This window comes from Streptomyces sp. NPDC087270 (assembly GCF_044744625.1).
GTDB lineage: Bacteria > Actinomycetota > Actinomycetes > Streptomycetales > Streptomycetaceae > Actinacidiphila.
This window is the reverse complement of the sequence record NZ_JBIUYR010000009.1, coordinates 122108-143039: the sequence shown is the minus strand read 5'-3', so window position 1 is coordinate 143039 and position 20932 is coordinate 122108. Positions and strand designations below refer to the sequence as shown.

The following is a 20932-nucleotide window of genomic DNA, read 5'->3' as shown; positions in this document are numbered from 1 at the left end:
GGAAGGGTTCCGGGAGCGGGCACCCGCAAATCGGGTGGAGTAGCGAGGGTCCTACGGTGGTTAGGACCGGTTCCCGGAGTGGGCGCCGTTACGTGCGAGCCGTTCTTACGTGTGGGGCACCCGCTCAGCCCCTTTTTTGCCGCCGGCTCGCCTCCGGGCGCTTAGATCCGGTGTCGACGGTCGATCGTGCTCGATCGCTCGTTCCTCACGATCTCCGCGCGTTCTCCACTTTCGACACCGGCGCGCCCTTTGGCTCGCCGGCTACAACGGCGAACCGTTCTTACGCGTAGGCACCCGGTCCGGTGCGGCGCAGCGTAAGAACGGCTCCCCACGTGACGGTGCCCCACACGTAGGAACGGCACCCCCGGTCCGGCGCCCCACACGTAAGAACGGCACCCCCGTCACCGGGCCGGCCCGTGTGGCTCGTGCCGTTGTCGGCGCGGTGCGCAAAGATTGGGCGTGATGACTGGGAACCCGCTGGACGACCCGCTGCGCAAGCTCGTCGGTGACCGTACGGCCAAGGTGCTCGACGAGCACCTCGGGCTGCGCACGACGGGGGATCTGCTGCACCACTACCCGCGGCGGTACGCGGAGCGCGGCGAGCTGACGCGGCTGGCGGACCTGCCGGTCGACGAGTACGTCACCGTGGTCGCGCAGATCGCGAAGGCGGACAAGCGGACGTACGGCGGAGGGTCCGGGGTGCGGTTGGAGGTCGTGGTGACCGACGGCAGCGGCTCGCTCACCCTGGTCTTCTTCAGCAAGGCCGCGCACGCCCACGCGCACCGGCTGCTGCCCGGCCGCCGCGGAATGTTCTCCGGCAAGGTCTCGGTCTTCAACCGCACCCGGCAACTCGCCCACCCGGACTACCAGTTGCTCGACGCGGAGGCCGATGACGGCCCGGACGCGAAGGACGCGGTCGACGCGTTCGCGAACCGGCTGATCCCGCTGTACCCGGCGGTGAAGCAGATCACGTCCTGGCGGATCGCCCAGGCCGTGGACACCGCGATCGACTCGCTCGGCGCGATCGGCTGGGCCGGGGTCGGCGAGCCGCTGCCGGCGGAGCTGCGGGCCGGGCGGGACCTGGTGGCGCTGCCCGAGGCGCTGGAGAAGGTGCACCGGCCGCGCACCAAGCGGGACATCGAGGTGGCCCGGCAGCGGCTGAAGTGGGACGAGGCGTTCGTGCTCCAGGTGGCGCTGGCCCGGCGCCGGGCCGACGAGTCGGCGCTGCCCGCGGTGCCGCGGGTGCCGGGTGAGGACGGGCTGCTGACGGCGTTCGACGGGCGACTGCCGTTCACGTTGACCGAGGGCCAGCAGGCGGTGTCGGCCGAGGTCTTCGCGGACCTGGCCACCGACCACCCCATGCACCGGCTGCTCCAGGGCGAGGTCGGCTCCGGCAAGACCCTGGTGGCGCTGCGCGCGATGCTCGGCGTGGTGGACACCGGCGGCCAGGCGGCGATGCTCGCGCCGACCGAGGTGCTCGCCCAGCAGCACCACCGCTCGATCACCGAGATGATGGGCGACCTGGCGGAGTCCGGCATGCTCGGCGGCTCCGAACTGGGCACCAAGGTGGTGCTGCTGACCGGCTCGATGGGCGCGGCGGCCCGCAGGCAGGCGCTGCTCGACCTGATCAGCGGGGACGCGGGCATCGTGATCGGCACCCACGCCCTGATCGAGGACAAGGTGAAGTTCCGCGACCTGGGGCTGGTGGTCGTGGACGAGCAGCACCGCTTCGGGGTGGAGCAGCGCGACGCGCTGCGCGCGAAGGCCGAACAGCCGCCGCACCTGCTGGTGATGACGGCCACCCCCATCCCGCGCACGGTCGCGATGACGGTCTTCGGCGACCTGGAGACCTCGGTGCTCGACCAGTTGCCCGCCGGGCGCTCCCCGATCGCCACCCACGTGGTGCCGGCCGCGGAGAAGCCGCACTTCCTCGCGCGGGCCTGGGAACGGGTCCGCGAGGAGGTCGAGTCCGGCCACCAGGCGTATGTGGTCTGCCCGCGGATCGGCGACGAGGAGGACGCGAAGGCCGTCGCGAAGGCCGCGGGCGGCAGCGGGAAGGCGAGCGGAAAGGCAAGCGGCAAGGCGGCCGCGAAGGGCGCCGCCGACGAGGGCGAGGAGCGCCGCCCGCCGCTGGCCGTGCTCGACGTCGCCGACCAGCTCGCCAAGGGCCCGCTGAGCGGCCTGCGGGTCGAGGCGCTGCACGGCAGGATGGCCCCCGACGCCAAGGACGACGTGATGCGCCGGTTCGCCGCCGGCGGCGTCGACGTGCTGGTGGCGACCACCGTCATCGAGGTGGGGGTCAACGTGCCGAACGCCACCGCGATGGTGATCATGGACGCTGACCGGTTCGGCGTCTCCCAGCTGCACCAGCTGCGCGGCCGGGTCGGCCGCGGCAGCGCCCCCGGGCTGTGCCTGCTGGTCTCCGAGGCGCCCGAGGCGAGCCCGGCCAGGACCCGGCTCGACGCGGTCGCCCGCACCCTCGACGGCTTCGAGCTGTCCCGGATCGACCTGGAGCAGCGCCGGGAGGGCGACGTGCTCGGCCAGGCCCAGTCCGGCAGCCGCTCCAGCCTGCGGGTCCTCGCCGTCATCGACGACGAGGACGTGATCGCCGCGGCCCGCGACGAGGCCACCGCGCTGGTCGCCGCCGACCCCGACCTGGCCGGACACCCCGACCTGCGCAGCGCGCTGGAGAGCCTGCTCGACGCGGACCGCGAGGAGTACCTGGAGAAGGGCTGACGACCCGGCGCACCAGGTCGTACGCCGGAAGGTTCAACCGCCGCGTCCCGGGGCCGCGACCGCCCGGACCGCGATCCCCGGGCGGCGCCCGCACACCCGACGGGTAGGGTCGGAGCTGTGAGCAAGTCATGACCCGCGTGATCGCCGGAGCGGCCGGCGGCCGGCGGCTGGCCGTCCCCCCGGGCAACGGCACCCGCCCCACCTCCGACCGGGCCAAGGAGGCGCTCTTCTCCACCTGGGAGTCGCTGCGCGGCACCCTGGAAGGGGCCAGAGTGCTCGACCTGTACGCGGGTTCGGGCGCGGTCGGCCTGGAGGCGCTGTCCCGCGGCGCCGCCCACGTCCTCCTGGTCGAGGCGGACCCGCGCGCCGCCCAGGTGGTCCGGGAGAACGCCACCGCCCTGAAGCTGCCCGGCGCCGAGGTGCGTCCGGGCCGCGCCGAGAAGGCGGTGGCCGGGCCGCCGTCCGGCCCCCCGTACGACACGGTTTTCCTCGATCCGCCCTACGACGTGCCGGACGACGAGCTGCGGGAGATCCTGCTCACACTCCTGGCCAACGGCTGGTTGACCACGGACGCACTCGTCACCGTGGAACGCAGGACGCGCGGCGGTGTCTTCGGCTGGCCCGACGGCTTCGCCGGGCTGCGCTCGCGCAAGTACGGCGAGGCGACTCTTTGGTACGGTCGCGCCGCCGAAGTTACCGCCGGGTCATGAAGTCGTGCGCCCGGCAGCGCAGATGCGGGTCGGCCCGGCCCGCACGAGTCCCTGTGAGCCCGCCATGAACCGCAGCACCCGCCCGACCGGTACGGAGAGCGAGGAGCCAGTCTTGCGCCGCGCAGTCTGTCCGGGGTCCTTCGACCCCATCACCAACGGACACCTCGACATCATCGCCCGCGCCTCCCGGCTGTACGACACCGTGTACGTCGCCGTGATGATCAACAAGGCCAAGCAGGGCCTGTTCGACATCGACCGGCGGATCGCGTTGATCGAGGAGGTCACCGCGGACCTCGGCAACGTCCGGGTGGAGTCCTTCCACGGCCTGCTCGTCGACTTCTGCAAGCAGCGCGAGATCCCCGCCATCGTCAAGGGACTGCGGGCGGTCAGCGACTTCGACTACGAGTTGCAGATGGCCCAGATGAACATCGGCCTGTCCGGCGTGGAGACGCTCTTCGTGCCCACCAACCCCGCCTACAGCTTCCTGTCCTCCAGTCTGGTCAAGGAAGTCGCCCAATGGGGCGGCGACATCTCCCACTTGGTCCCCCCGCCGGTCCTCGACGCGCTCAACGCCCGGCTCCGGCAGCAGTAGGCTTTGCCGCTGTGGACGTCCAGAAGAAGCTCGATGAGATCACGGCGACCGTCAGCAGTGCGCGGTCCATGCCGATGTCGGCCTCCTGCGTGGTGAACCGGGCCGAACTGCTCGCGATGCTCGAAGAGGTCGCCGCGGCGCTCCCGGACTCTCTGTCCCAGGCCCAGGAACTCCTCGGCGACCGCGAGCAGATGGTCCAGCAGGCCCGCGCCGAGGCGCAGCGGATCATCGAGTCCGCGCACGCCGAGCGCGGCTCCATGGTCTCGGACACCCAGATCGCCCGGCAGTCCCAGGACGAGGCCGAGCGGATCATCGCCGAGGCCCGCCGCGAGGCCGACGAGATCCGTGCCGAGGCGGACGACTACGTCGACAGCAAGCTCGCCAACTTCGAGGTGGTCCTCACCAAGACCATCGGCTCGGTCGACCGGGGCCGCGAGAAGCTGCTCGGCCGCGACCCGTACGCCGAGGACGGCCAGGGCGGCGCGGGCCTCGCGGAGGACGACCCGGAGGCCCCCGAGCGCAGCTCCGACCCGGAGACGCTGCGCCGCCGCGCCGACGAGTACGTCGACACCAAGATGCGCGCCTTCGAGGCGGTGCTCAGCAAGACCCTCCAGGCGGTCGGCCGGGGCCGGCTCAAGCTCACCGGCCACAACCCGATCGACGACCTCGCCGCGCAGATGGCCGCCGCCGACGCGGCCGAGGGCGGCCCCGAGGTCCACCGGCAGTCCGACGACGAGTTCATGGCCGGCCTCGCCGCGCCCTCCGCCGACGGCCAGGCCGACCTGTCGCAGTACGGCTACACCCCGGCCGCGGCCGCCGCCGCTGCCGCGCAGCCGGCCCCGCCGCAGCAGCCCGAGCCGGGTTACGACCCCGAGCCGGGTTACGAGCCCGACCCCGCCTACGAGCCCGACCCCGCCTACGGCTACCAGCAGCAGGACGTGTACGCGCAGCAGCCCCAGCAGGGCGCCTATCCGCAGGTCCCGCAGCCGCTGCCGCCCCAGCAGGGCCAGCAGGAGTACGCGCAGGCCGGCTACGACCCGTACGGCGGCCAGCAGCAGGGCTACGACTACCCGCAGCTGGGGGTCCCCCCGACGGAGGCCGGGGGATACGACCCGCAGTACCCGCAGCAGCAGCCGCAGATCCCGTACCAGCAGCAGGGCCAGGAGTACGGCCAGCAGCAGCCGGGCCAGCAGCCCGGGCAGCAGCCCGCCGCGCTGGACGAGACCAGCTTCTTCGACACCGGGATGATCGACCTCAACCGGCTCCGGGAGCTGGAACAGGGGTTGTGAGCAGCCCGCCGAGCAGGGGCTGAACCCTCCGGGACCGCTCTGTTTGGGTCCGGGCGAAGTGTCCAGTATCCTGTTGGCTCCAGCCGTGTCACGCACCGGCGCTTCGGCCTGCCCGTCCATCCGGGCCCCTCACCGGGGTTCGCGCGGACGCGGCCGTATCGTTGCAGGCCGTACCGATGAAAGCAGGAAGCCCTGAACACCCGCCTCGACCACCGCAACCCCCTCGTGTTCGACACACACGAGCTGGGTCGGCGTCCTGGTGCGATGAAGAAGGTCTCCCGCACGGTCTCCGCGCCCAAGGACCTCGGCATCGCCGATGTCATCTGGGTGCCGGAGGGCAATGACGTCGAGCTGGAGCTCCGCCTGGAGTCGGTCATGGAGGGTGTGCTGGTCACCGGCACCGCCCATGCACCGCTGACGGGGGAGTGCACCAGGTGCCTGGAGCCGCTAGAGCGCGAGCTGGACGCGGAGTTCCAGGAGATGTTCTCCTACCCCGACGCCGACACCCGGACCGCCCGCAGGGACGAAGCCGGTGACGACGCCGCGGCCTCCGAGGAGGACGACGTGCTGTATCTCGAGGACGACCTGTTCGACCTCGAACCCGTGCTGCGGGACGCGGTGGTGCTCGCACTGCCCATGCAGCCGGTGTGCCGGGAGGACTGCCCGGGCCTGTGCTCCCAGTGCGGAGCGCGGCTCGCCGACGACCCGGACCACCACCACGAGGCGACCGACATCCGTTGGGCCGCCTTGCAGGACTTCCAGCAGAACGGCACCGGAGACGGTGCCGACGAGAACCAGGAGAAGTAGCCGTGGCTGTTCCGAAGCGGAAGATGTCGCGCAGCAACACGCGCCACCGCCGTTCGCAGTGGAAGGCTGCGCCCGTGAGCCTGGTGGCATGCGAGCGCTGCCACGAGCCGAAGCTCCAGCACATCGCGTGCCCGAGCTGCGGCACCTACAACCGTCGTCAGGTCCTCGAGGTCTGATCGGCAGGTGACAGGCTCAGTGTCCTCCACGTCCTCCACGCCCGACGCTCCGGTGTCGAAGAAGGCCGCCACGGACAAAGCCTCGTCCCACACGCTTCTGGAAGGGCGGCTCGGGTACCACCTCGAGCCCGCCCTTCTGGTGCGTGCGCTGACCCACCGCTCGTACGCGTACGAGAACGGCGGGCTGCCCACCAACGAGCGGCTGGAGTTCCTGGGGGACTCCGTGCTCGGCCTGGTGGTCACCGACACCCTCTACCGCACCCACCCCGATCTCCCCGAGGGCCAGTTGGCCAAGCTCCGGGCAGCGGTGGTCAACTCGCGGGCCCTTGCCGGGGTCAGTCGCGGGCTCGACCTGGGCGCGTTCATCCGGCTCGGCCGTGGTGAAGAGGGAACCGGTGGACGGGACAAGGCATCCATCCTGGCGGACACCCTCGAAGCGGTCATCGGCGCGGTCTATCTCGACCAGGGCCTCGACGCGGCTTCGGCTCTTGTCCATCGACTCTTCGACCCCCTGATCGAGGAGTCCTCCAATCTCGGCGCCGGCCTGGACTGGAAGACCTCTCTCCAGGAACTCACCGCCGCCGAAGGTCTCGGCGTCCCCGAGTACGTCGTCTCCGAGTCCGGCCCCGACCACGAGAAGACCTTCACGGCTGCCGCCCGCGTCGGTGGTGTCGAGTACGGCACCGGCACCGGCCGCAGCAAGAAGGAAGCGGAGCAGCAGGCCGCGGAAGCGGCATGGCGCTCCATCCGAGAAGCGTCCAACTCGCCTGCGGGCTGAACCGCGTCTCATCCGCCGGGCGGGCTGATCCTCATCAGCCCGCCCGGCGTCTGAGGACCAAGGGGCGGGCGGGGAAGGAAACCGTGCCCGAACTACCAGAGGTGGAAGTCGTCCGCCGCGGCCTCGCCAAGTGGGCCGCCGGCCGTACCGTCGCCCGGGCCACCGTCCTGCACCCGCGTGCCGTCCGCCGCCACCCCGCGGGCGCCGACGACTTCACGCACCGCCTCACCGGCGTCACCCTCGCCGCCCCGCACCGCCGCGGCAAGTACCTCTGGGTCCCGCTCACCGAGGACACCGCGATGGTCGCCCACCTCGGCATGAGCGGCCAGTTCCTGATCCGCCCCGAGGACGCCCCCGCGGAGAAGCACCTGCGGGTCCGCCTGGAGTTCGAGGACACCGAGGGCACCGACCTGCGCTTCGTGGACCAGCGCACCTTCGGCGGGCTCTCCGTGCACGACACCGTCCCGGGCGACCCGGAGCAACTGCCGCAGCCGCTCGCGCACATCGCCCGCGACCCGATCGACCCCGCCTTCGACGACGACGCCTTCCACGCGGCGCTGCGCCGCAAGAAGACCACGATCAAGCGGGCGTTGCTCGACCAGACGCTGATCAGCGGCGTCGGCAACATCTACGCGGACGAGGCGCTGTGGCGCACCAAGCTGCACTACGACCGCCCGACCGCCACGCTGACCCGCCCGCGCACCGCCGAACTCCTCACCCACATCCGGGAGGTGATGGGTGACGCGCTGGCCGCCGGCGGCACCAGCTTCGACAGCATGTACGTCAACGTGAACGGCGAGTCGGGCTACTTCGACCGCTCCCTGGACGCGTACGGCCGCGAGGACGAGCCGTGCCGCCGCTGCGGCACCCCGATCCGGCGCAGGGCGTGGATGAACCGCTCCAGCTACTTCTGCCCGCGCTGTCAGCCGGTGCCGCGCGCCTCGTCGTAGCGCCCGCGTGCGGCCAGCACGTCGGGCATCCGGTCCTCGACCAGCGTGATGAGGGCGAGCAGCCGGTCGGTGGTCTCCCGCCCGAGCGGGCTGAGCCGGTACTCGACGTGCGGCGGGTTGACCGGCTGCGCGTCGCGGATCACCAGCCCGTCGCGCTCCAGCGCCTGGAGGGTCTGGGAGAGCATCTTCTCGCTCACCCCGTCCACCCTGCGCCGCAGCGCGTTGAACCGCAGGGTGTCGTGGGCGAGCGCGGTCAGCGTGAGGATGCCCCAGCGCCCGGTGACGTGCTCCAGCGTGGCGCGCGAGGGGCAGTTCCGCGAGAACACGTCGAACGCGTCCGGCGGCCCGCCCCGCTCGGTCCCGGGCTCTGCCGACTGCTCCACCACCTCGCTCATGGCTCCCAGCTTAACCGGGTCGGCGCTTTCCGCCAGGTTGCGCTTTCGCCGGAGCAGCGTGTCCGATCGCGGGCGGCGGGCGGCGGGCGGCGGGTGTGGCGGGTGTGTGCGAGGGGCCGTCGGCGGCGCGGGGGATGCCGTTGCCCCAGGCGGCAAGCCGCCAGGGGCAACGCGGTGGGACGCGAGAGGCGGCCGAGGCGGGCGCACGCCCGCGGCGGTCGCGTGGCTACTCGGCGCCGAGCACCTTGAAGCTCTTGCTGACGAAGACGTGGTGCGGCCAGTTGATGCTGATGTTGTGGACTTCGTACTCGCCGTCGGCCAGCTTCACCACGCGGTCGACGATGCCGCCGGCGAAGACGGACTGCGCGGCCGTGGTCGCCTGGTCGGCGGCCGTGCCGCTGACGACCGTTCCCTCGCCCTCGGTGTAGTCCGACGGGACCTTGCCCACCGACTTCGTGGGCGACGGCGTCCCCTGCTGGAAGGGGATCACCCCGGACTTCTTGGCGGCCGCGGCCCCGCCGTCGCCACCGGGCTGCACCACGACCCGGGTGGCCGTGATGGTCGCGGTGTCGACCGTCCCCAGTACCAGGACACTCGAGCCCTTGTGCACGGCGCTCGCCGAGGTGGGGTGGGTCCCCCGCAGGTAGGCCGTACCGGCCGTCTCGTCGACGGTCACCTTCACACCGGTCGCGGTCGCGAAGGTGAAGCCCGAGGCGGAGGTGGTGTCGACGATGCCGGTGGAGCCTCCGGCGGCCGGCCCGGACCGGGCGCCGCCACCGGAGCCCGGCGCGGTCGGCGTCGCGGTCGGGGTGGACGTGGCGGCCGAGGTGCCGGACGCCGAGGTGCCGGACGCCGACGCGGCGGACGACGTCGACGCCGAGAAGACGCCGAGGCCGGCCACCGCGCAGGTCATCCCGGCGGCCACGATCCACGTCCCCTTCTTCTTCGGCAGCGATCGCCAGGCGCTCGGCCGGTGCGCTTGCGCGGCGGTGGTCGCCGGGTCCGAACCGGCGGTCGAGCGGCCTGTCGTGTCGTGGTCGTTCATGATGGCGCTCCTCTTCGCTTGGTCAACACGCAGAACCTGGCAGCCGCCGATATGAGGAAGCTGTGATGTGAGGGGCAGCTGTGCCCGGTGGGCCGTCGCCGCCGGACGTTGTGGCAGGTCAGACGGAGGAGGGTGTGCGGGGGCGGTCAGGGATTCCCAGCGGATTCGCAGCCGGCACCTAGGGTCTGCCAGGGAGCTGTCGGGCGGGCGTCGTCCGATTACCCCCCGGCTCCCGGGTCAATCCCGAGCGGAACGCGCGGAGCCGAGCAGGGCGGAGTCGGTGCCTGATCCCCGGGCTGTGCCCGCGCCGCGTCCGATCCCGAGCGCGCCCGATCCCGATCCTGACCCGCGTCCGAACCGTTCCTGCCCCGGCGCGGACCGACGGACGATCAGCGCCCGAACGCGATCAGTATCCGAAGTCCTGGGTCCACCAGGGGCCGCCGGTGCCGAAGTGGATGCCGACGCCGAGGGTCTTGTAGTCGCAGTTGAGGATGTTGGCGCGGTGGCCGGGGCTGTTCATCCAGGCGGTCATCACGGCCTGGGCGTCGGCCTGGCCCATGGCGATGTTCTCGCCGCCGAGGTTGGTGATGCCGAGCTTCTTCGCGCGGTCCCACGGGTCGTTGCCGTCGGGGTCGGTGTGGTCGAAGAAGCCGCGGGCGGCCATCTCGTCGCTGAAGTTCTGCGCGAGGGTGTCGAGGGAGGAACTGGCGGTGAGCGGCTGGCAGCCGGCGGTGGCGCGCTGCTCGTTGACCAGGGTGAGGATCTGGGCCCGCGCGGAGGTGACCGCGTTGGTGGTGGCCGGGCGCACGGTGGAGGGCGCGGTGGTGGTGTGCGGCGCGGTCGTCTTCACCGGGGTGGTGGGCGCGGCGGTGGTGCGGGTGGGGGAGGGCGCGGCGGCCTTGGTGGTGGCCGGGTGGGACGGCGAGGCGCCGCGGGTCGTCGACGGGGAGCCGCCGGGCGTGGTCGCGGTGGGCGAGCCGGGCGCGGTGGTGCTGGTGCCGTCGGACGTCGGGGTGTTGGTGTCGGTGAGGGAGGAGGGCGAGTCGCCGCCGTCCGGCCCGGCCCCGTCCGCCTGGGTCACCCCGCCGTCGCCGTCGAGGTGCCCCAGCTCGCCGCTGATCTCGGACAGCAGACCCGAGGACGCGGCGACCGCGCCCACCGCGAGCGCCGCCGACGAGGCCAGCAGCCCCGTCCGTACCGGGTGGTGCCTGCGGCGGCCGCGGTGGCCGCGCGGCCCTGGCTGCGGGGCCGCGGGCTGGGCATGTCGGCTGTGACGCCCCATCGCCGCACTCCTCACTGCTCTCACTGCTCGCCTGGACTACTCCGAACGGGTGAAGCTGTTGAGGGGGGACTGTAGCGAATGTTGGCCATGCCGGACGAGGTTCGGAGGTCAGGCGGCCGCGACCGGGTGGATCGGGGCGGGATAGCGTGCCCTCATGAACGAAGAGGTCCGGCTCACCGCCTGGGTCCGCGGCCGGGTGCAGGGCGTCGGCTTCCGCTGGTGGACCCGGGCGACCGCCCTGGAGATCGGCGGCCTGGCCGGCTACGCGGGCAATCTCTCCGACGGCCGGGTCCAGGTGGTCGCGGAAGGCGCCTTCGAGCAGTGCGAGCGGCTGCTGGAATGGCTGCGGCACGGCGACACGCCCGGGCGGGTCGACGGGGTGACGGAAATCTGGGGGGTCACCCGGGGTGGATATCAAGGATTCGAGATCCGATGACCACAACCCGTTGCCTTCCGGCGATCGGCGTGTCAGGCTGCCCCCAAGCGAGGATGATCGTCAAGCCTCGCGAACCCCCACGCGGGCAGCCCGCGGCGCACGTCGGCGCCGTGTTTTCTGAGGCGGACCCGACGGCTGGGCTGTGATCGTGTTGACCGTCCCCCGTTTTGGTGAGACGCTGGAAGCCCCGCGCATCGCGGCACCAATGAATGATATGGAAGCCGCGGCATCGAGCTTTGTGCGGGAGTGTACCCCTCACCCACGACCCACCCGCCCCGGTCGGTCACTCAGCGTGGAGGACCATTCATCATGGCAAAGGCGCTTCTCGGTTACGTCGGCGGTCCCGACCCGCGACTCCTCGCCGAGATGCGAAGGCTTCAGCAGCGCGTCCAGGACCTGGAGTCCGAGCTGATCCGCATGCAGGCGGAGAACGACGCCCTGACTGTCGCATCGCGTGAAGAGTCGCTGCTCAACAGCATCGACGTCACTCGCGCGGAGCCCGCGCTCGCCTGATCCGGCGGGTGACGGGTCACTTCCCCCACCGATATCGCCGGACGGCGTCCCCAGGACCCGCCGCCCCTTTGATCACGGCTTTCATCAAGGTTTTGATCACGGCTTTCACCGTGGTGTTCCCCGTGGTGTTCACCCGCGGTTGTTTCCTCGGTTCTGCTCCACCGCGTTCGCGGTCGGCTTTCACCGCTGGAACTCCCGCGCCGGACGTTCATCGCGTGTACTGACCACGCGACATGCCATCGCCTGTCACCGCTGCGCATCGCCGCAAGGAGATATGACTACGGCACTTCAAGGGACGCCTTCTCGGCGTCCCTTCGTCGTGTCGCGAACTGCTCGCCGCCCCGGCTGTTCCTTACCCCTGGCCTCCCCTTGGGAACGCTTCCCATGCTCGACGATCACCCGTTGCCCCGGTTCTACGTCTGATCTGCCCTGCATATTCCTCGGTGAAACCGCACCCGGCGGGTAGAGTCGACCGGCGTGCATCTCAAGAGCCTCACGCTGCGCGGATTCAAGTCGTTCGCCTCCGCGACGACGCTGCGCTTCGAACCCGGAATCACCTGCGTCGTCGGGCCCAACGGCTCCGGCAAGTCCAATGTGGTGGACGCGCTGTCCTGGGTGATGGGCGAGCAAGGTGCCAAGTCGCTGCGCGGCGGCAAGATGGAGGACGTGATCTTCGCCGGCACCACCGGCCGCCCCCCGCTGGGCCGCGCCGAGGTGTCGCTGACCATCGACAACACCGACGGCGTGCTGCCCATCGAGTACGCCGAAGTCACCATCACCCGGATCATGTTCCGCAACGGCGGCAGCGAGTACCAGCTCAACGGCGACACCTGCCGGCTGCTCGACATCCAGGAACTCCTCTCCGACTCCGGCATCGGCCGCGAGATGCACGTCATCGTCGGCCAGGGCCAGCTGGACTCGGTGCTGCACGCCGACCCGATGGGCCGGCGCGCCTTCATCGAGGAGGCGGCCGGCGTCCTCAAGCACCGCAAGCGCAAGGAGAAGGCGCTCCGGAAGCTCGACGCGATGCAGGCCAACCTCGCCCGCGTCACCGACCTCACCGGTGAACTGCGTCGCCAGCTCAAGCCGCTGGGCCGCCAGGCGCAGGTCGCCCGCCGCGCCGCCGTCATCCAGGCCGACCTGCGCGACGCCCGGCTGCGGCTGCTCGCCGACGACCTGGTGACGTTGCGCGAGGCGCTGCGCGCGGAAGTCGCCGACGAGGCCGCGCTCAAGGAGCGCAGGGACGCCGTCGAGAGCGAACTGGCCGCCGCGGTGCAGCGCGAGGCCCGCCTTGAGGAGCAGGTGCGGGCGCTGACCCCGCGGGTGAACGACGCCCAGGCCACCTGGTACGCCCTGTCCCAGCTCACCGAGCGGGTGCGCGGCACCATCGGGCTGGCCGAGCAGCGCCACCGGCACGCCGTCGGCCAGCCCGCCGAGGAGCGGCGCGGCCGGGACCCGGAGGACATGGAGCGCGAGGCCGCCCGTATCCGGGAGCAGGAGGCCGAACTCACCGAAGCGCTCGACGCGGCCGAGCGTGCCCTGGAGGACACCGTCGGCCACCGCGCGGAACTCGAACGGCGGCTCGCCGAGGAGGAGACCCGGCTACGGGTCGCCGCCCGCGCCATCGCCGACCGCCGTGAGGGCCTGGCCCGGCTGAACGCGCAGGTCAACGCGGCCCGTTCGAAGGCGGGTTCGGCCGAGGCCGAGATCGGCCGGCTCGCCGCCGCCCGCGACGAGGCCCGCGACCGCGCCGAGTCCGCGCAGGCCGAGTACGAGGAACTGCGCGCCCAGGTGGAGAGCCTGGACGCCGACGACACCGAACTCGAAGCCCGTTTCGAGGCCGCCCGCGCCGCCCAGGCCGCCGCGGAGGAGGAGTTCAGCGCCGCGCGGGAGGCCGCCACCACCGCCGAGCGCCGCCGCGCCGCGGTGGCCGCCCGCCGCGACGCCCTCGCCCCGTCGCTGCGCCGCAAGGACGGCACCGGTGCGCTGCTCGCCCGGGCCGGCGCCCCCGACGGGCTCGCCGGCGTGCTCGGTTCCGCCGCCACGCTGCTGCGGGTCACCCCTGGATACGAGGTCCCGGTCGCCGCCGCCCTGGGGGTCGCCGCCGACGCGGTCGCCGTCACCGGTCCGGCCGCGGCCGCGGAGGCGCTGCGGCTGCTGCGCAAGGAGGACGGCGGCCGGGCCGCGCTGCTGCTCGCCGCGCCGCCCGCGACCCCCGAGGCGGTCCTGCCCGGCCAGACGGCGGGGGACCGTACGGACCCCGGCCGTGACACGGGCCGCGATGCGGTTCGCGCCTCCGGCGGGGGAGTTGCCGCACCCGGCGGCGGCGACGCGGACCGCAGGGTGCAGGAGTCCGGCGCGCCCGCCCACGCGGCGGGCGACCGTACCGCCGCGGATCGTGCGGCCGCGGACCGTACGGCATCGGCTGTCGCCGCGCCCGGGCTGCCGGCGCCGCGACCCGAAGGCGCCGGGCTGCCCGCGCAGGCGCGCGACGCCGTGGACCTGGTGGCCGCGGACGCCGGTCTGCTGGCCGCGGTGCGGCGGTTGTTGCACGGGTTCGTGGTCGTGCCGACCCTGGAGGACGCCGAGGCGCTGGTCGCCCGGCACCCGGAGCTGACCGCTGTGACCGCCGAGGGCGACGTGCTGGCCGCGCATCTCGCGCAGGGCGGTTCGGCGAAGGCGCCCAGCGTGCTGGAGGTGCAGGCGCAGGTGGACGAGGCGACCGCCGAACTGGAGCGGCTGGCGGAGGAGTGCGCGGAGCTGGCCGAGCGCCAGCAGGCGGCCAAGGAGCGCAGGGCCGCGGCGGCGCGGGAGGTCGACGAGTCGGGGCAGCGGCGCCGGGCCGCGGAGAAGGCGAAGTCGTCGGTGGCGCAGCAACTCGGCCGGTACGGCGGCCAGGCGCGGGCGGCGGCGGGGGAGGCGGACCGCGCGGCGGCGGCCGTCGTCCGTGCCGAGGAGTCGCTGGCCGCCGCGCGTGAGGAGTTCGAGGAACTGTCGTACCGGCTGAGCGAGGCGCAGCAGGAGCCGGGGGAGGAGGAGCCGGACACCTTCGCCCGGGACCGGCTGGCCGCCGACGGCGCCAACGCGCGGCAGACCGAGATGGAGGCGCGCTTGCAGGTGCGCACCCACGAGGAGCGGGTCAAGAGCCTGGCCGGGCGGGCCGACGGACTGGACCGGGCGGCCCGCGCCGAGCGGGAGACCAGGGCGCGGGCCGAGCGGCGCCGGGCCCGGCTGGCGTACGAGGCGTCGGTGGCGGCGGCCGTGCTGGCCGGTGCGCGCGGGTTGCTGGAGTGCGTGCAGGTCTCGCTGGGCCGGGCCGAGGCCGAGCGGCTGGCGGCCGAGCAGGCCAGGGCCGAGCGGGAGGCGGAACTCGGCGCCGAGCGGCGGCGCGGCCGGGAGCTGAAGTCCGAGCTGGACCGGCTGACCGGTGACGTGCACAAGGGCGAGGTGCTGGGCGCCGAGAAGCGGCTGCGGATCGAGCAGTTGGAGGCGAAGGCGCTGGAGGAGCACGGCATGGAGCCGGCCGGGCTGGTCGCCGAGTACGGCCCGGAGCTGCCGGTGCCGCCCTCGCCGCCCGCCGAGGGCGAGGTGCTGCCCGACGACCCGGAGCACCCGCGCAACCAGCCCGTGCCGTATGTCCGTGCCGAGCAGGAGAAGCGGCTCAAGGCGGCGGAGAAGGCGTACGCGCAGCTCGGCAAGGTCAACCCGCTGGCGCTGGAGGAGTTCGCGGCCCTGGAGGAGCGGCACAAGTTCCTCACCGAGCAGTTGGAGGACCTGCGCAAGACCCGCGCCGACCTGCTCCAGGTGATCAAGGACGTCGACGAGCGGGTGGAGCAGGTCTTCGCCGCCGCCTTCCACGACACCGCCCGCGAGTTCGAGGGCGTCTTCTCCCGGCTCTTCCCCGGTGGTGAGGGCCGGTTGCTGCTGACCGACCCGGAGAACATGCTCACCACGGGGGTGGAGGTTGAGGCGCGGCCGCCGGGGAAGAAGGTGAAGCGGCTGTCGCTGCTGTCGGGTGGTGAGCGCTCGCTGACCGCGGTGGCGATGCTGGTGTCGATCTTCAAGGCGCGGCCGAGCCCGTTCTACGTGATGGACGAGGTCGAGGCGGCGCTCGACGACACCAACCTGCAACGGCTGATCCGGATCATGGAGGAACTCCAGGAGAGCTCGCAGCTCATCGTGATCACCCATCAGAAGCGCACGATGGAGGTCGCCGATGCCCTGTACGGAGTATCGATGCAGGGTGACGGCGTGTCCAAGGTGATCAGCCAGCGGCTCCGGGACGGCAAGCGGACGGCCGCCCAAGCCGTCTGATCGTTCACAAGCCGAAGTCGCCAGCCGTCTTTTCCTTGCTTTCCATGGTGAGATCCGCCACTGACGCCTCTTTGCCAGCCTTCTCGGTTTTTTATCTTCCAAACATGTAGGCATAATCTCCGAACGCCTGACCATACGTTCGGGTGGTGGCCGCTACGTCGTCCGCCAACACTGGAAGATCCGAACCCTCCATGTGAGGGCTCACCGCCGAGCCCGAGGAGCGCACTTTGACCAGCACCACGACAGCGGCCGGCACGTCGGGCCAGGTGCCGCCGCCGACCGAGCACCTCGGCCACGTCATCTTCATCACCGCCGCCGCCGCGATGGGCGGCTTCCTCTTCGGCTACGACAGTTCGGTGATCAACGGCGCGGTCGAGGCGATCCGCTCCAAGTACGACATCGGTTCGGCGGCCCTCGCCCAGGTGATCGCGATCGCGCTGATCGGCTGTGCGATCGGAGCCGCCACGGCGGGCCGGATCGCCGACCGGATCGGCCGCATCCGCTGTATGCAGATCTCCTCGGTGCTCTTCACCATCAGCGCGATCGGTTCCGCGCTGCCGTTCGCGCTGTGGGACCTGGCGATGTGGCGGATCATCGGCGGTTTCGCGATCGGCATGGCCTCGGTGATCGGCCCCGCCTACATCGCCGAGGTCTCGCCGCCCGCCTACCGCGGCCGGCTCGCCTCCTTCCAGCAGGGCGCCATCGTGCTCGGCATCGCCATCTCCCAGCTCGTCAACTACGGCATCCTGCAAGCCGCGAACGGCGACCAGCGCGGCCATGTGATCGGCCTGGAGGCATGGCAGGTCATGCTCGGCGTGATGGTCATCCCCGCGGTGATCTACGGGCTGCTCTCCTTCGCCATCCCCGAGTCCCCGCGCTTCCTGCTCGCCGTCGGTCGCGACAAGGAGGCCCGGTCGGTGCTCGCCGAAGTCGAGGGCAAGGGCACCGACCTCGACGCGCGCATGAACCAGATCCGCACCGCGATGCACCGCGAGCACAAGGCGAGCTTCCGCGACCTGCTCAGCTCCAAGCGCGGCCGGATGCCGAACTTCATGCCGATCGTCTGGATCGGCATCGGGCTCTCCGCGTTCCAGCAACTCGTCGGCATCAACGTGGCCTTCTACTACTCCGCCACGCTCTGGCAGTCCGTCGGCATCGACCCGACCAGCTCCTTCCTCTACTCCTTCACCACCTCGATCGTGAACATCATCGGCACGGTGATCGCCATGATCTTCGTGGACCGGATCGGCCGCCGCCCGCTCGCCCTGATCGGCTCCACCGGAATGACGATCGCGCTCGCGCTCGAAGCCTGGGCGTTCTCCTCCAAGCACGGCGCGACCCTCCCCAACGCCGAGGGCACCGTCGCCCTCGTCGCCGCCCACTGCTTCGTGCTCTTCTTCGCGCTGTCCTGGGGCGTGGTGGTCTGGGTCTTCCTCGGCGAGATGTTCCCCAACAAGATCCGCGCGGCCGCCCTCGGGGTCGCCGCCTCCGCGCAGTGGATCGCCAACTGGGCCATCACCGCGAGCTTCCCGAGCCTGGCGGACTGGAACCTGTCGGGCACGTACGTCATCTACACGTGCTTCGCGCTGGCCTCGATCCCCTTCGTGCTGCTCTTCGTGAAGGAGACCAAGGGCAAGTCCCTGGAGGAGATGGGCTGACCGGCCTCCGTGGGGGCGCGCGTCCGGCCGTACCGTGCGGGGTTTCGGCCGTACGTCAGCGGCGGGCCTCGATCGTCAGGCCACCCGCGGTCACGTTGCGGATGTGGTCGCCGGAGAGCACGTCGTGCGGGTAGCCGAGGTCGATCGCGCTGACCTCGTCGAGGCGGGCCAGCTGGCCGGCGGTGAAGTCGACCTCCAGGGCGGCCAGGTTCCCCACCAGCTGCTCGTGGGTGCGAGCGCCGATGACAGGCGCCGTCACGGCCGGGTTGCGCAGGGTCCAGGCCAGCGCGACCTGGGCGGGCGTGTGCCCCACCTCCTCGGCGACCTCCCGTACGACGTCGGCGATGTCCAGCGTGCGTTCGGTGACCATGCCCAGTCCGGCGTTGAAGCTCTTGCGGGTGCTCTCAGCGGAGTCGGGGTTCGCCGCGGTCAGGTCGGCGCGGCTGTACTTGCCGGAGAGCACGCCGCCGCCCAGCGGCGAGTACGGGGTCACGCCCAGGCCCATCGTCCGCGCCATGGGCATCAGGTCGCGTTCCCCGCCCCGGTTGATCAGGCTGTACTCGATCTGCAGCGAGACCAGCGGCGACCATCCGCGCAGGTCGGCGATGGCCTGCATGCGCGAGATCTCCCAGGCCGGGGTGTTGGACATCCCCACGTACAGCACCTTGCCCTGCCGCACCAGGTCGTCCAGGCCGCGCAGGATCTCCTCGACCGGGGTCGTGAAGTCCCACACGTGCAGCAGGAGCAGATCGAGGTAGTCGGTGTCGAGCCGCCGCAGGCTGGCCTCCACCGACGCGAACAGGTTCTTGCGGTGGGCGCCGCCGGAGTTCGGGTCGCCGGGCCGGCGCAGCGTCGTGTACTTCGTCGCCAGCACCAGGCTTTCGCGGCGGTCGCGGGTGAACTCGCCGAGCATCCGCTCGGAGCCGCCGTAGCCGCTGGCGGTGTCGATGAAGTTGCCGCCGCGCTCGACGTAGGTGTCGAAGAGCCTGCGCGCGTCGTCCGGGTCGGCGGCCCAGCCCCACTCGTTGCCGAAGGTCGCCGTGCCCAGGGCCAGCGGAGACACCCGCAGTCCTGAGCGGCCCAGCAGCCGGTAGGTGTCGAGGGTGAGTGACATCAGGTACTCCCGTGCTCGTGAACGTCGCCGTCTCCGCCAGCCTGCGACCCCCGCGGGCCCGGGGTAAGGGAGGGATCTTCCTGGGAATAGCAGTCCCAGTCAGCCGGTTGGCCCGACCATGACCCGTGGCACCGTGGACGCGACGCAGGAGCTGGCCGCGTTCCTGCGGACCCGGCGCGAGCGTCTGGACCCGGGGGACTTCGGCCTGCCGACGCGCCGGCAGGCCCGGCGCACCCCCGGACTGCGCCGCGAGGAGGTCGCCGAGCTGGCCGGGGTCAGCACCGACTACATCGTGCGACTGGAACAGGCCCGCGGGCTGCGCCCCTCAGCGGGCGTGGTGGAGGCGCTGGCACAGGCGCTGCGCCTGGCCCCCGACGAACGCGCCTACCTCTTCGGCCTGGCGCAGCAGCGCCCCCGCGGCGCCGACAAACCCGCCACCGCCGCGGACCCGTCGCTGGCCCGGTTGGTCGCCGACCTGTCGCCGCGACCGGCCATGCTGATGAACCACCGCTACGACATCCTCGCCTGGAACGGCGAGATGGCGAGGCTGCTGCCGGCCTTCGACCGGCTGCCGCCGAACGAGCGCAACGCGATGCGGCTGTGCCTGCTGGACCCGGACATGCGGGAGCTCTACGACGACCGTGAACGGGTCGTGCGGGACGGGATCGCCCACCTGCGCGCCGCGTGGGCCACCCACCCGGAGGACCCTGCGCTGAGCGCCCTCATCAGCGAATGCCTCGCCGCCGACGAGGAGTTCGCGCGGCTGTGGGCCGAGCGGGACATCAAGGCCAACGGGCGTGGCCGCAAGGTGCTGCGGCACCCCGACGTGGGTGTGGTCGCCCTGCACTTCGAAGTGCTCGTGCCACTCCAAGACCCGGATCAGCGGTTGCTGATCTACCGCGCCGCGGACGACAAGAGCCAGACGGCGTTGGACCGGCTGTTTACGGGGTGACCTGGCGGCTCGGCCGATCGCGCACTGGGCCGCAACGTCATTCCGACAGCGCGGCGCGGTCGGCGGACCGTTCTCCGGTTGCCTCCGCACGGTAGTCGGCCCCGGCGCTCTCGATCAGGGTGAGCGACTGGGCCGGGGGCAGGGCGGCGCCGGCGAGCAGGTCGTGGGTGAGGTGGGCGAGGGCGACGGCGGCGGGGTCGGTCTGGTGGGTGCCGGTGTGGTGGGCCGTGAAGTGCAGCGTGGGGTTCTCCTCGGCGTACGTCATGACGCGCAACGCCCCGTCGGTGGCGGCGGGGTGCGGGGTGGCGGTCAGCGGGAGGACGTACAGCGTGATGCGCTCGCGGCGGACCAGATCGGCGAGGTGGTGGAGTTGCCCGGCCATGGCGGCGGGACCGCCGAGCGGGCGGCGTAGCGCGGCCTCGCCGAGCACCCCGGTGTAGCGGGGGCCGCGCGGGTCCAGCAGGACGGGGGTCCGCGACAGCCTCGCGTCCCAACGGTGCCGGGTGGGGCGGTCCGCCAGCAGCGCGGCGTACGTCTTCGCGACGGCCTCGGCGTACGCGTCCGTCTGGAGCAGGCCCGGCACGAGCGCGGCGTCCCACTCCCGGATGGCGGTCGCCAGCCACTCCCACTCCGCGAGCGGGGTGAGCCGCCCGGGAGCGGGCGCGGAGCGGGCGACCACCAGGTTCCGTGCGAAGAAGCCGCCGGTGCCGAGGATGTCGTCCACCGCCCGCGCCAACTCGTCGGACAGCCGCCGCTCCCCCTGCTCGATCCGGGCGAGGAACGACATCTCGATGTGCAGCCGGTCCGCCAACTCCTCCAGAGTCAGCCCGGCCCGCTCCCGGTAGTACCTCAACTCGGCCCCGTACAGCGACCGCGCGGACAGCGTCGGGTCCAACAACTTCGCCGAAAATCGGCCGGCGTTCAGAGACATGACAGGGCTCCTTGCCTTGTGGATTGGGTGGTTGCGCCGCCGGTCAGGACTCTGCGGCCGGAGCGCGTACGAGCCTTGCGCCCACGGAACGCTGTCGCCTTGTCGCGCACCGTGCTTGCACGATCAGGCTGCTGCACCACCTATGCATGGCGCAATGGATAAGCCGGTGGATATTCTTGGGAATCGAACTTGGCACATGCCGCGACCGATCGCATGGCGCAGTGAGATGAGGGCATACCGCAGGAGGCCGCTCT

The 20932-nt window shown here is 71.9% G+C and carries 18 protein-coding genes; 13 read left to right on the top strand and 5 right to left on the bottom strand.

All coding sequences use genetic code 11. The features are described 5' to 3' along the window. The first annotated feature begins 462 nt into the window (after positions 1 to 462). The 8 genes from recG (at position 463) to mutM (ending at position 8038) form a co-directional block, all read left to right on the top strand. Complete coding sequence (recG, locus tag ACIPAE_RS19540) at positions 463 to 2736, top strand: ATP-dependent DNA helicase RecG (RefSeq protein WP_402446671.1); 2274 nt, start codon at positions 463 to 465, stop codon at positions 2734 to 2736. A 128-nt stretch (positions 2737 to 2864) separates the two neighbouring features. Next, positions 2865 to 3446: a 16S rRNA (guanine(966)-N(2))-methyltransferase RsmD gene (gene rsmD, locus ACIPAE_RS19535; RefSeq protein WP_329364260.1), complete on the top strand. Its 582-nt coding sequence runs from the start codon at positions 2865 to 2867 to the stop codon at positions 3444 to 3446. A gap of 112 nt (positions 3447 to 3558) precedes the next feature. After that, a complete protein-coding gene (gene coaD, locus ACIPAE_RS19530) occupies positions 3559 to 4038 on the top strand; it encodes a pantetheine-phosphate adenylyltransferase (protein ID WP_328469942.1) in 480 nt (159 codons plus the stop codon). Positions 4039 to 4049: 11 nt separating this feature from the next. Then, positions 4050 to 5327, top strand: a complete 1278-nt coding sequence (locus ACIPAE_RS19525; protein ID WP_402446667.1) for a cell division initiation protein — start codon at positions 4050 to 4052, stop codon at positions 5325 to 5327. A 192-nt stretch (positions 5328 to 5519) separates the two neighbouring features. Next, the gene (locus ACIPAE_RS19520) at positions 5520 to 6134 is read left to right on the top strand and encodes a YceD family protein (protein ID WP_328474577.1); all 615 of its coding nucleotides are present in this window, start codon (positions 5520 to 5522) and stop codon (positions 6132 to 6134) included. A gap of 2 nt (positions 6135 to 6136) precedes the next feature. Further along, positions 6137 to 6310 carry a 50S ribosomal protein L32 gene (rpmF, locus tag ACIPAE_RS19515; protein ID WP_069465182.1) on the top strand — a complete coding sequence of 58 codons (174 nt, stop codon included), beginning with the start codon at positions 6137 to 6139 and terminating at the stop codon, positions 6308 to 6310. A 7-nt stretch (positions 6311 to 6317) separates the two neighbouring features. Further along, positions 6318 to 7088: a ribonuclease III gene (rnc, locus tag ACIPAE_RS19510; protein ID WP_402446665.1), complete on the top strand. Its 771-nt coding sequence runs from the start codon at positions 6318 to 6320 to the stop codon at positions 7086 to 7088. Positions 7089 to 7171: 83 nt separating this feature from the next. Beyond that, positions 7172 to 8038 (top strand): bifunctional DNA-formamidopyrimidine glycosylase/DNA-(apurinic or apyrimidinic site) lyase, encoded by an 867-nt coding sequence (gene mutM / locus ACIPAE_RS19505; RefSeq protein WP_329364256.1) that lies wholly within the window; start codon positions 7172 to 7174, stop codon positions 8036 to 8038. Here mutM and ACIPAE_RS19500 read toward each other — a convergent pair. The 3 genes from ACIPAE_RS19500 to ACIPAE_RS19490 all read right to left on the bottom strand — a co-directional run bounded on the left by ACIPAE_RS19500 (position 8011) and on the right by ACIPAE_RS19490 (position 10760). Further along, entirely contained in the window at positions 8011 to 8433 is a 423-nt protein-coding gene (locus ACIPAE_RS19500) for a winged helix-turn-helix transcriptional regulator (RefSeq protein ID WP_402446661.1), read from the bottom strand. The genes mutM and ACIPAE_RS19500 overlap by 28 nt on opposite strands. A gap of 226 nt (positions 8434 to 8659) precedes the next feature. After that, positions 8660 to 9478 (bottom strand): hypothetical protein, encoded by an 819-nt coding sequence (locus tag ACIPAE_RS19495; protein ID WP_402446658.1) that lies wholly within the window; start codon positions 9476 to 9478, stop codon positions 8660 to 8662. A 406-nt stretch (positions 9479 to 9884) separates the two neighbouring features. Beyond that, positions 9885 to 10760 carry a CAP domain-containing protein gene (locus ACIPAE_RS19490; protein WP_329364250.1) on the bottom strand — a complete coding sequence of 292 codons (876 nt, stop codon included), beginning with the start codon at positions 10758 to 10760 and terminating at the stop codon, positions 9885 to 9887. Between the two features lie 154 nt (positions 10761 to 10914). On the opposite strand from ACIPAE_RS19490, the gene ACIPAE_RS19485 reads away from it, so the two are divergent. The 4 genes from ACIPAE_RS19485 to ACIPAE_RS19470 all read left to right on the top strand — a co-directional run bounded on the left by ACIPAE_RS19485 (position 10915) and on the right by ACIPAE_RS19470 (position 17681). After that, on the top strand, positions 10915 to 11196 hold the full coding sequence (locus ACIPAE_RS19485; RefSeq protein WP_328469957.1) for an acylphosphatase: 282 nt from the start codon (positions 10915 to 10917) through the stop codon (positions 11194 to 11196). Between the two features lie 309 nt (positions 11197 to 11505). Next, entirely contained in the window at positions 11506 to 11709 is a 204-nt protein-coding gene (locus ACIPAE_RS19480; RefSeq protein ID WP_329364246.1) for a hypothetical protein, read from the top strand. 477 nt (positions 11710 to 12186) lie between these two features. Next, positions 12187 to 16023 (top strand): AAA family ATPase, encoded by a 3837-nt coding sequence (locus ACIPAE_RS19475; protein ID WP_402446653.1) that lies wholly within the window; start codon positions 12187 to 12189, stop codon positions 16021 to 16023. Between the two features lie 227 nt (positions 16024 to 16250). Then, on the top strand, positions 16251 to 17681 hold the full coding sequence (locus ACIPAE_RS19470; RefSeq protein WP_329364242.1) for a sugar porter family MFS transporter: 1431 nt from the start codon (positions 16251 to 16253) through the stop codon (positions 17679 to 17681). A gap of 55 nt (positions 17682 to 17736) precedes the next feature. Here ACIPAE_RS19470 and ACIPAE_RS19465 read toward each other — a convergent pair whose 3' ends face one another. After that, entirely contained in the window at positions 17737 to 18795 is a 1059-nt protein-coding gene (locus ACIPAE_RS19465) for an aldo/keto reductase (RefSeq protein WP_402446650.1), read from the bottom strand. A gap of 118 nt (positions 18796 to 18913) precedes the next feature. Between ACIPAE_RS19465 and ACIPAE_RS19460 the strand changes: the two genes are divergently transcribed. After that, positions 18914 to 19747 (top strand): helix-turn-helix transcriptional regulator, encoded by an 834-nt coding sequence (locus tag ACIPAE_RS19460; RefSeq protein WP_402446648.1) that lies wholly within the window; start codon positions 18914 to 18916, stop codon positions 19745 to 19747. A gap of 37 nt (positions 19748 to 19784) precedes the next feature. On the opposite strand, the gene ACIPAE_RS19455 is transcribed toward ACIPAE_RS19460, so the two are convergent. Then, on the bottom strand, positions 19785 to 20678 hold the full coding sequence (locus ACIPAE_RS19455; protein WP_402446646.1) for a Scr1 family TA system antitoxin-like transcriptional regulator: 894 nt from the start codon (positions 20676 to 20678) through the stop codon (positions 19785 to 19787). Between the last annotated feature and the right edge of the window lie 254 nt (positions 20679 to 20932).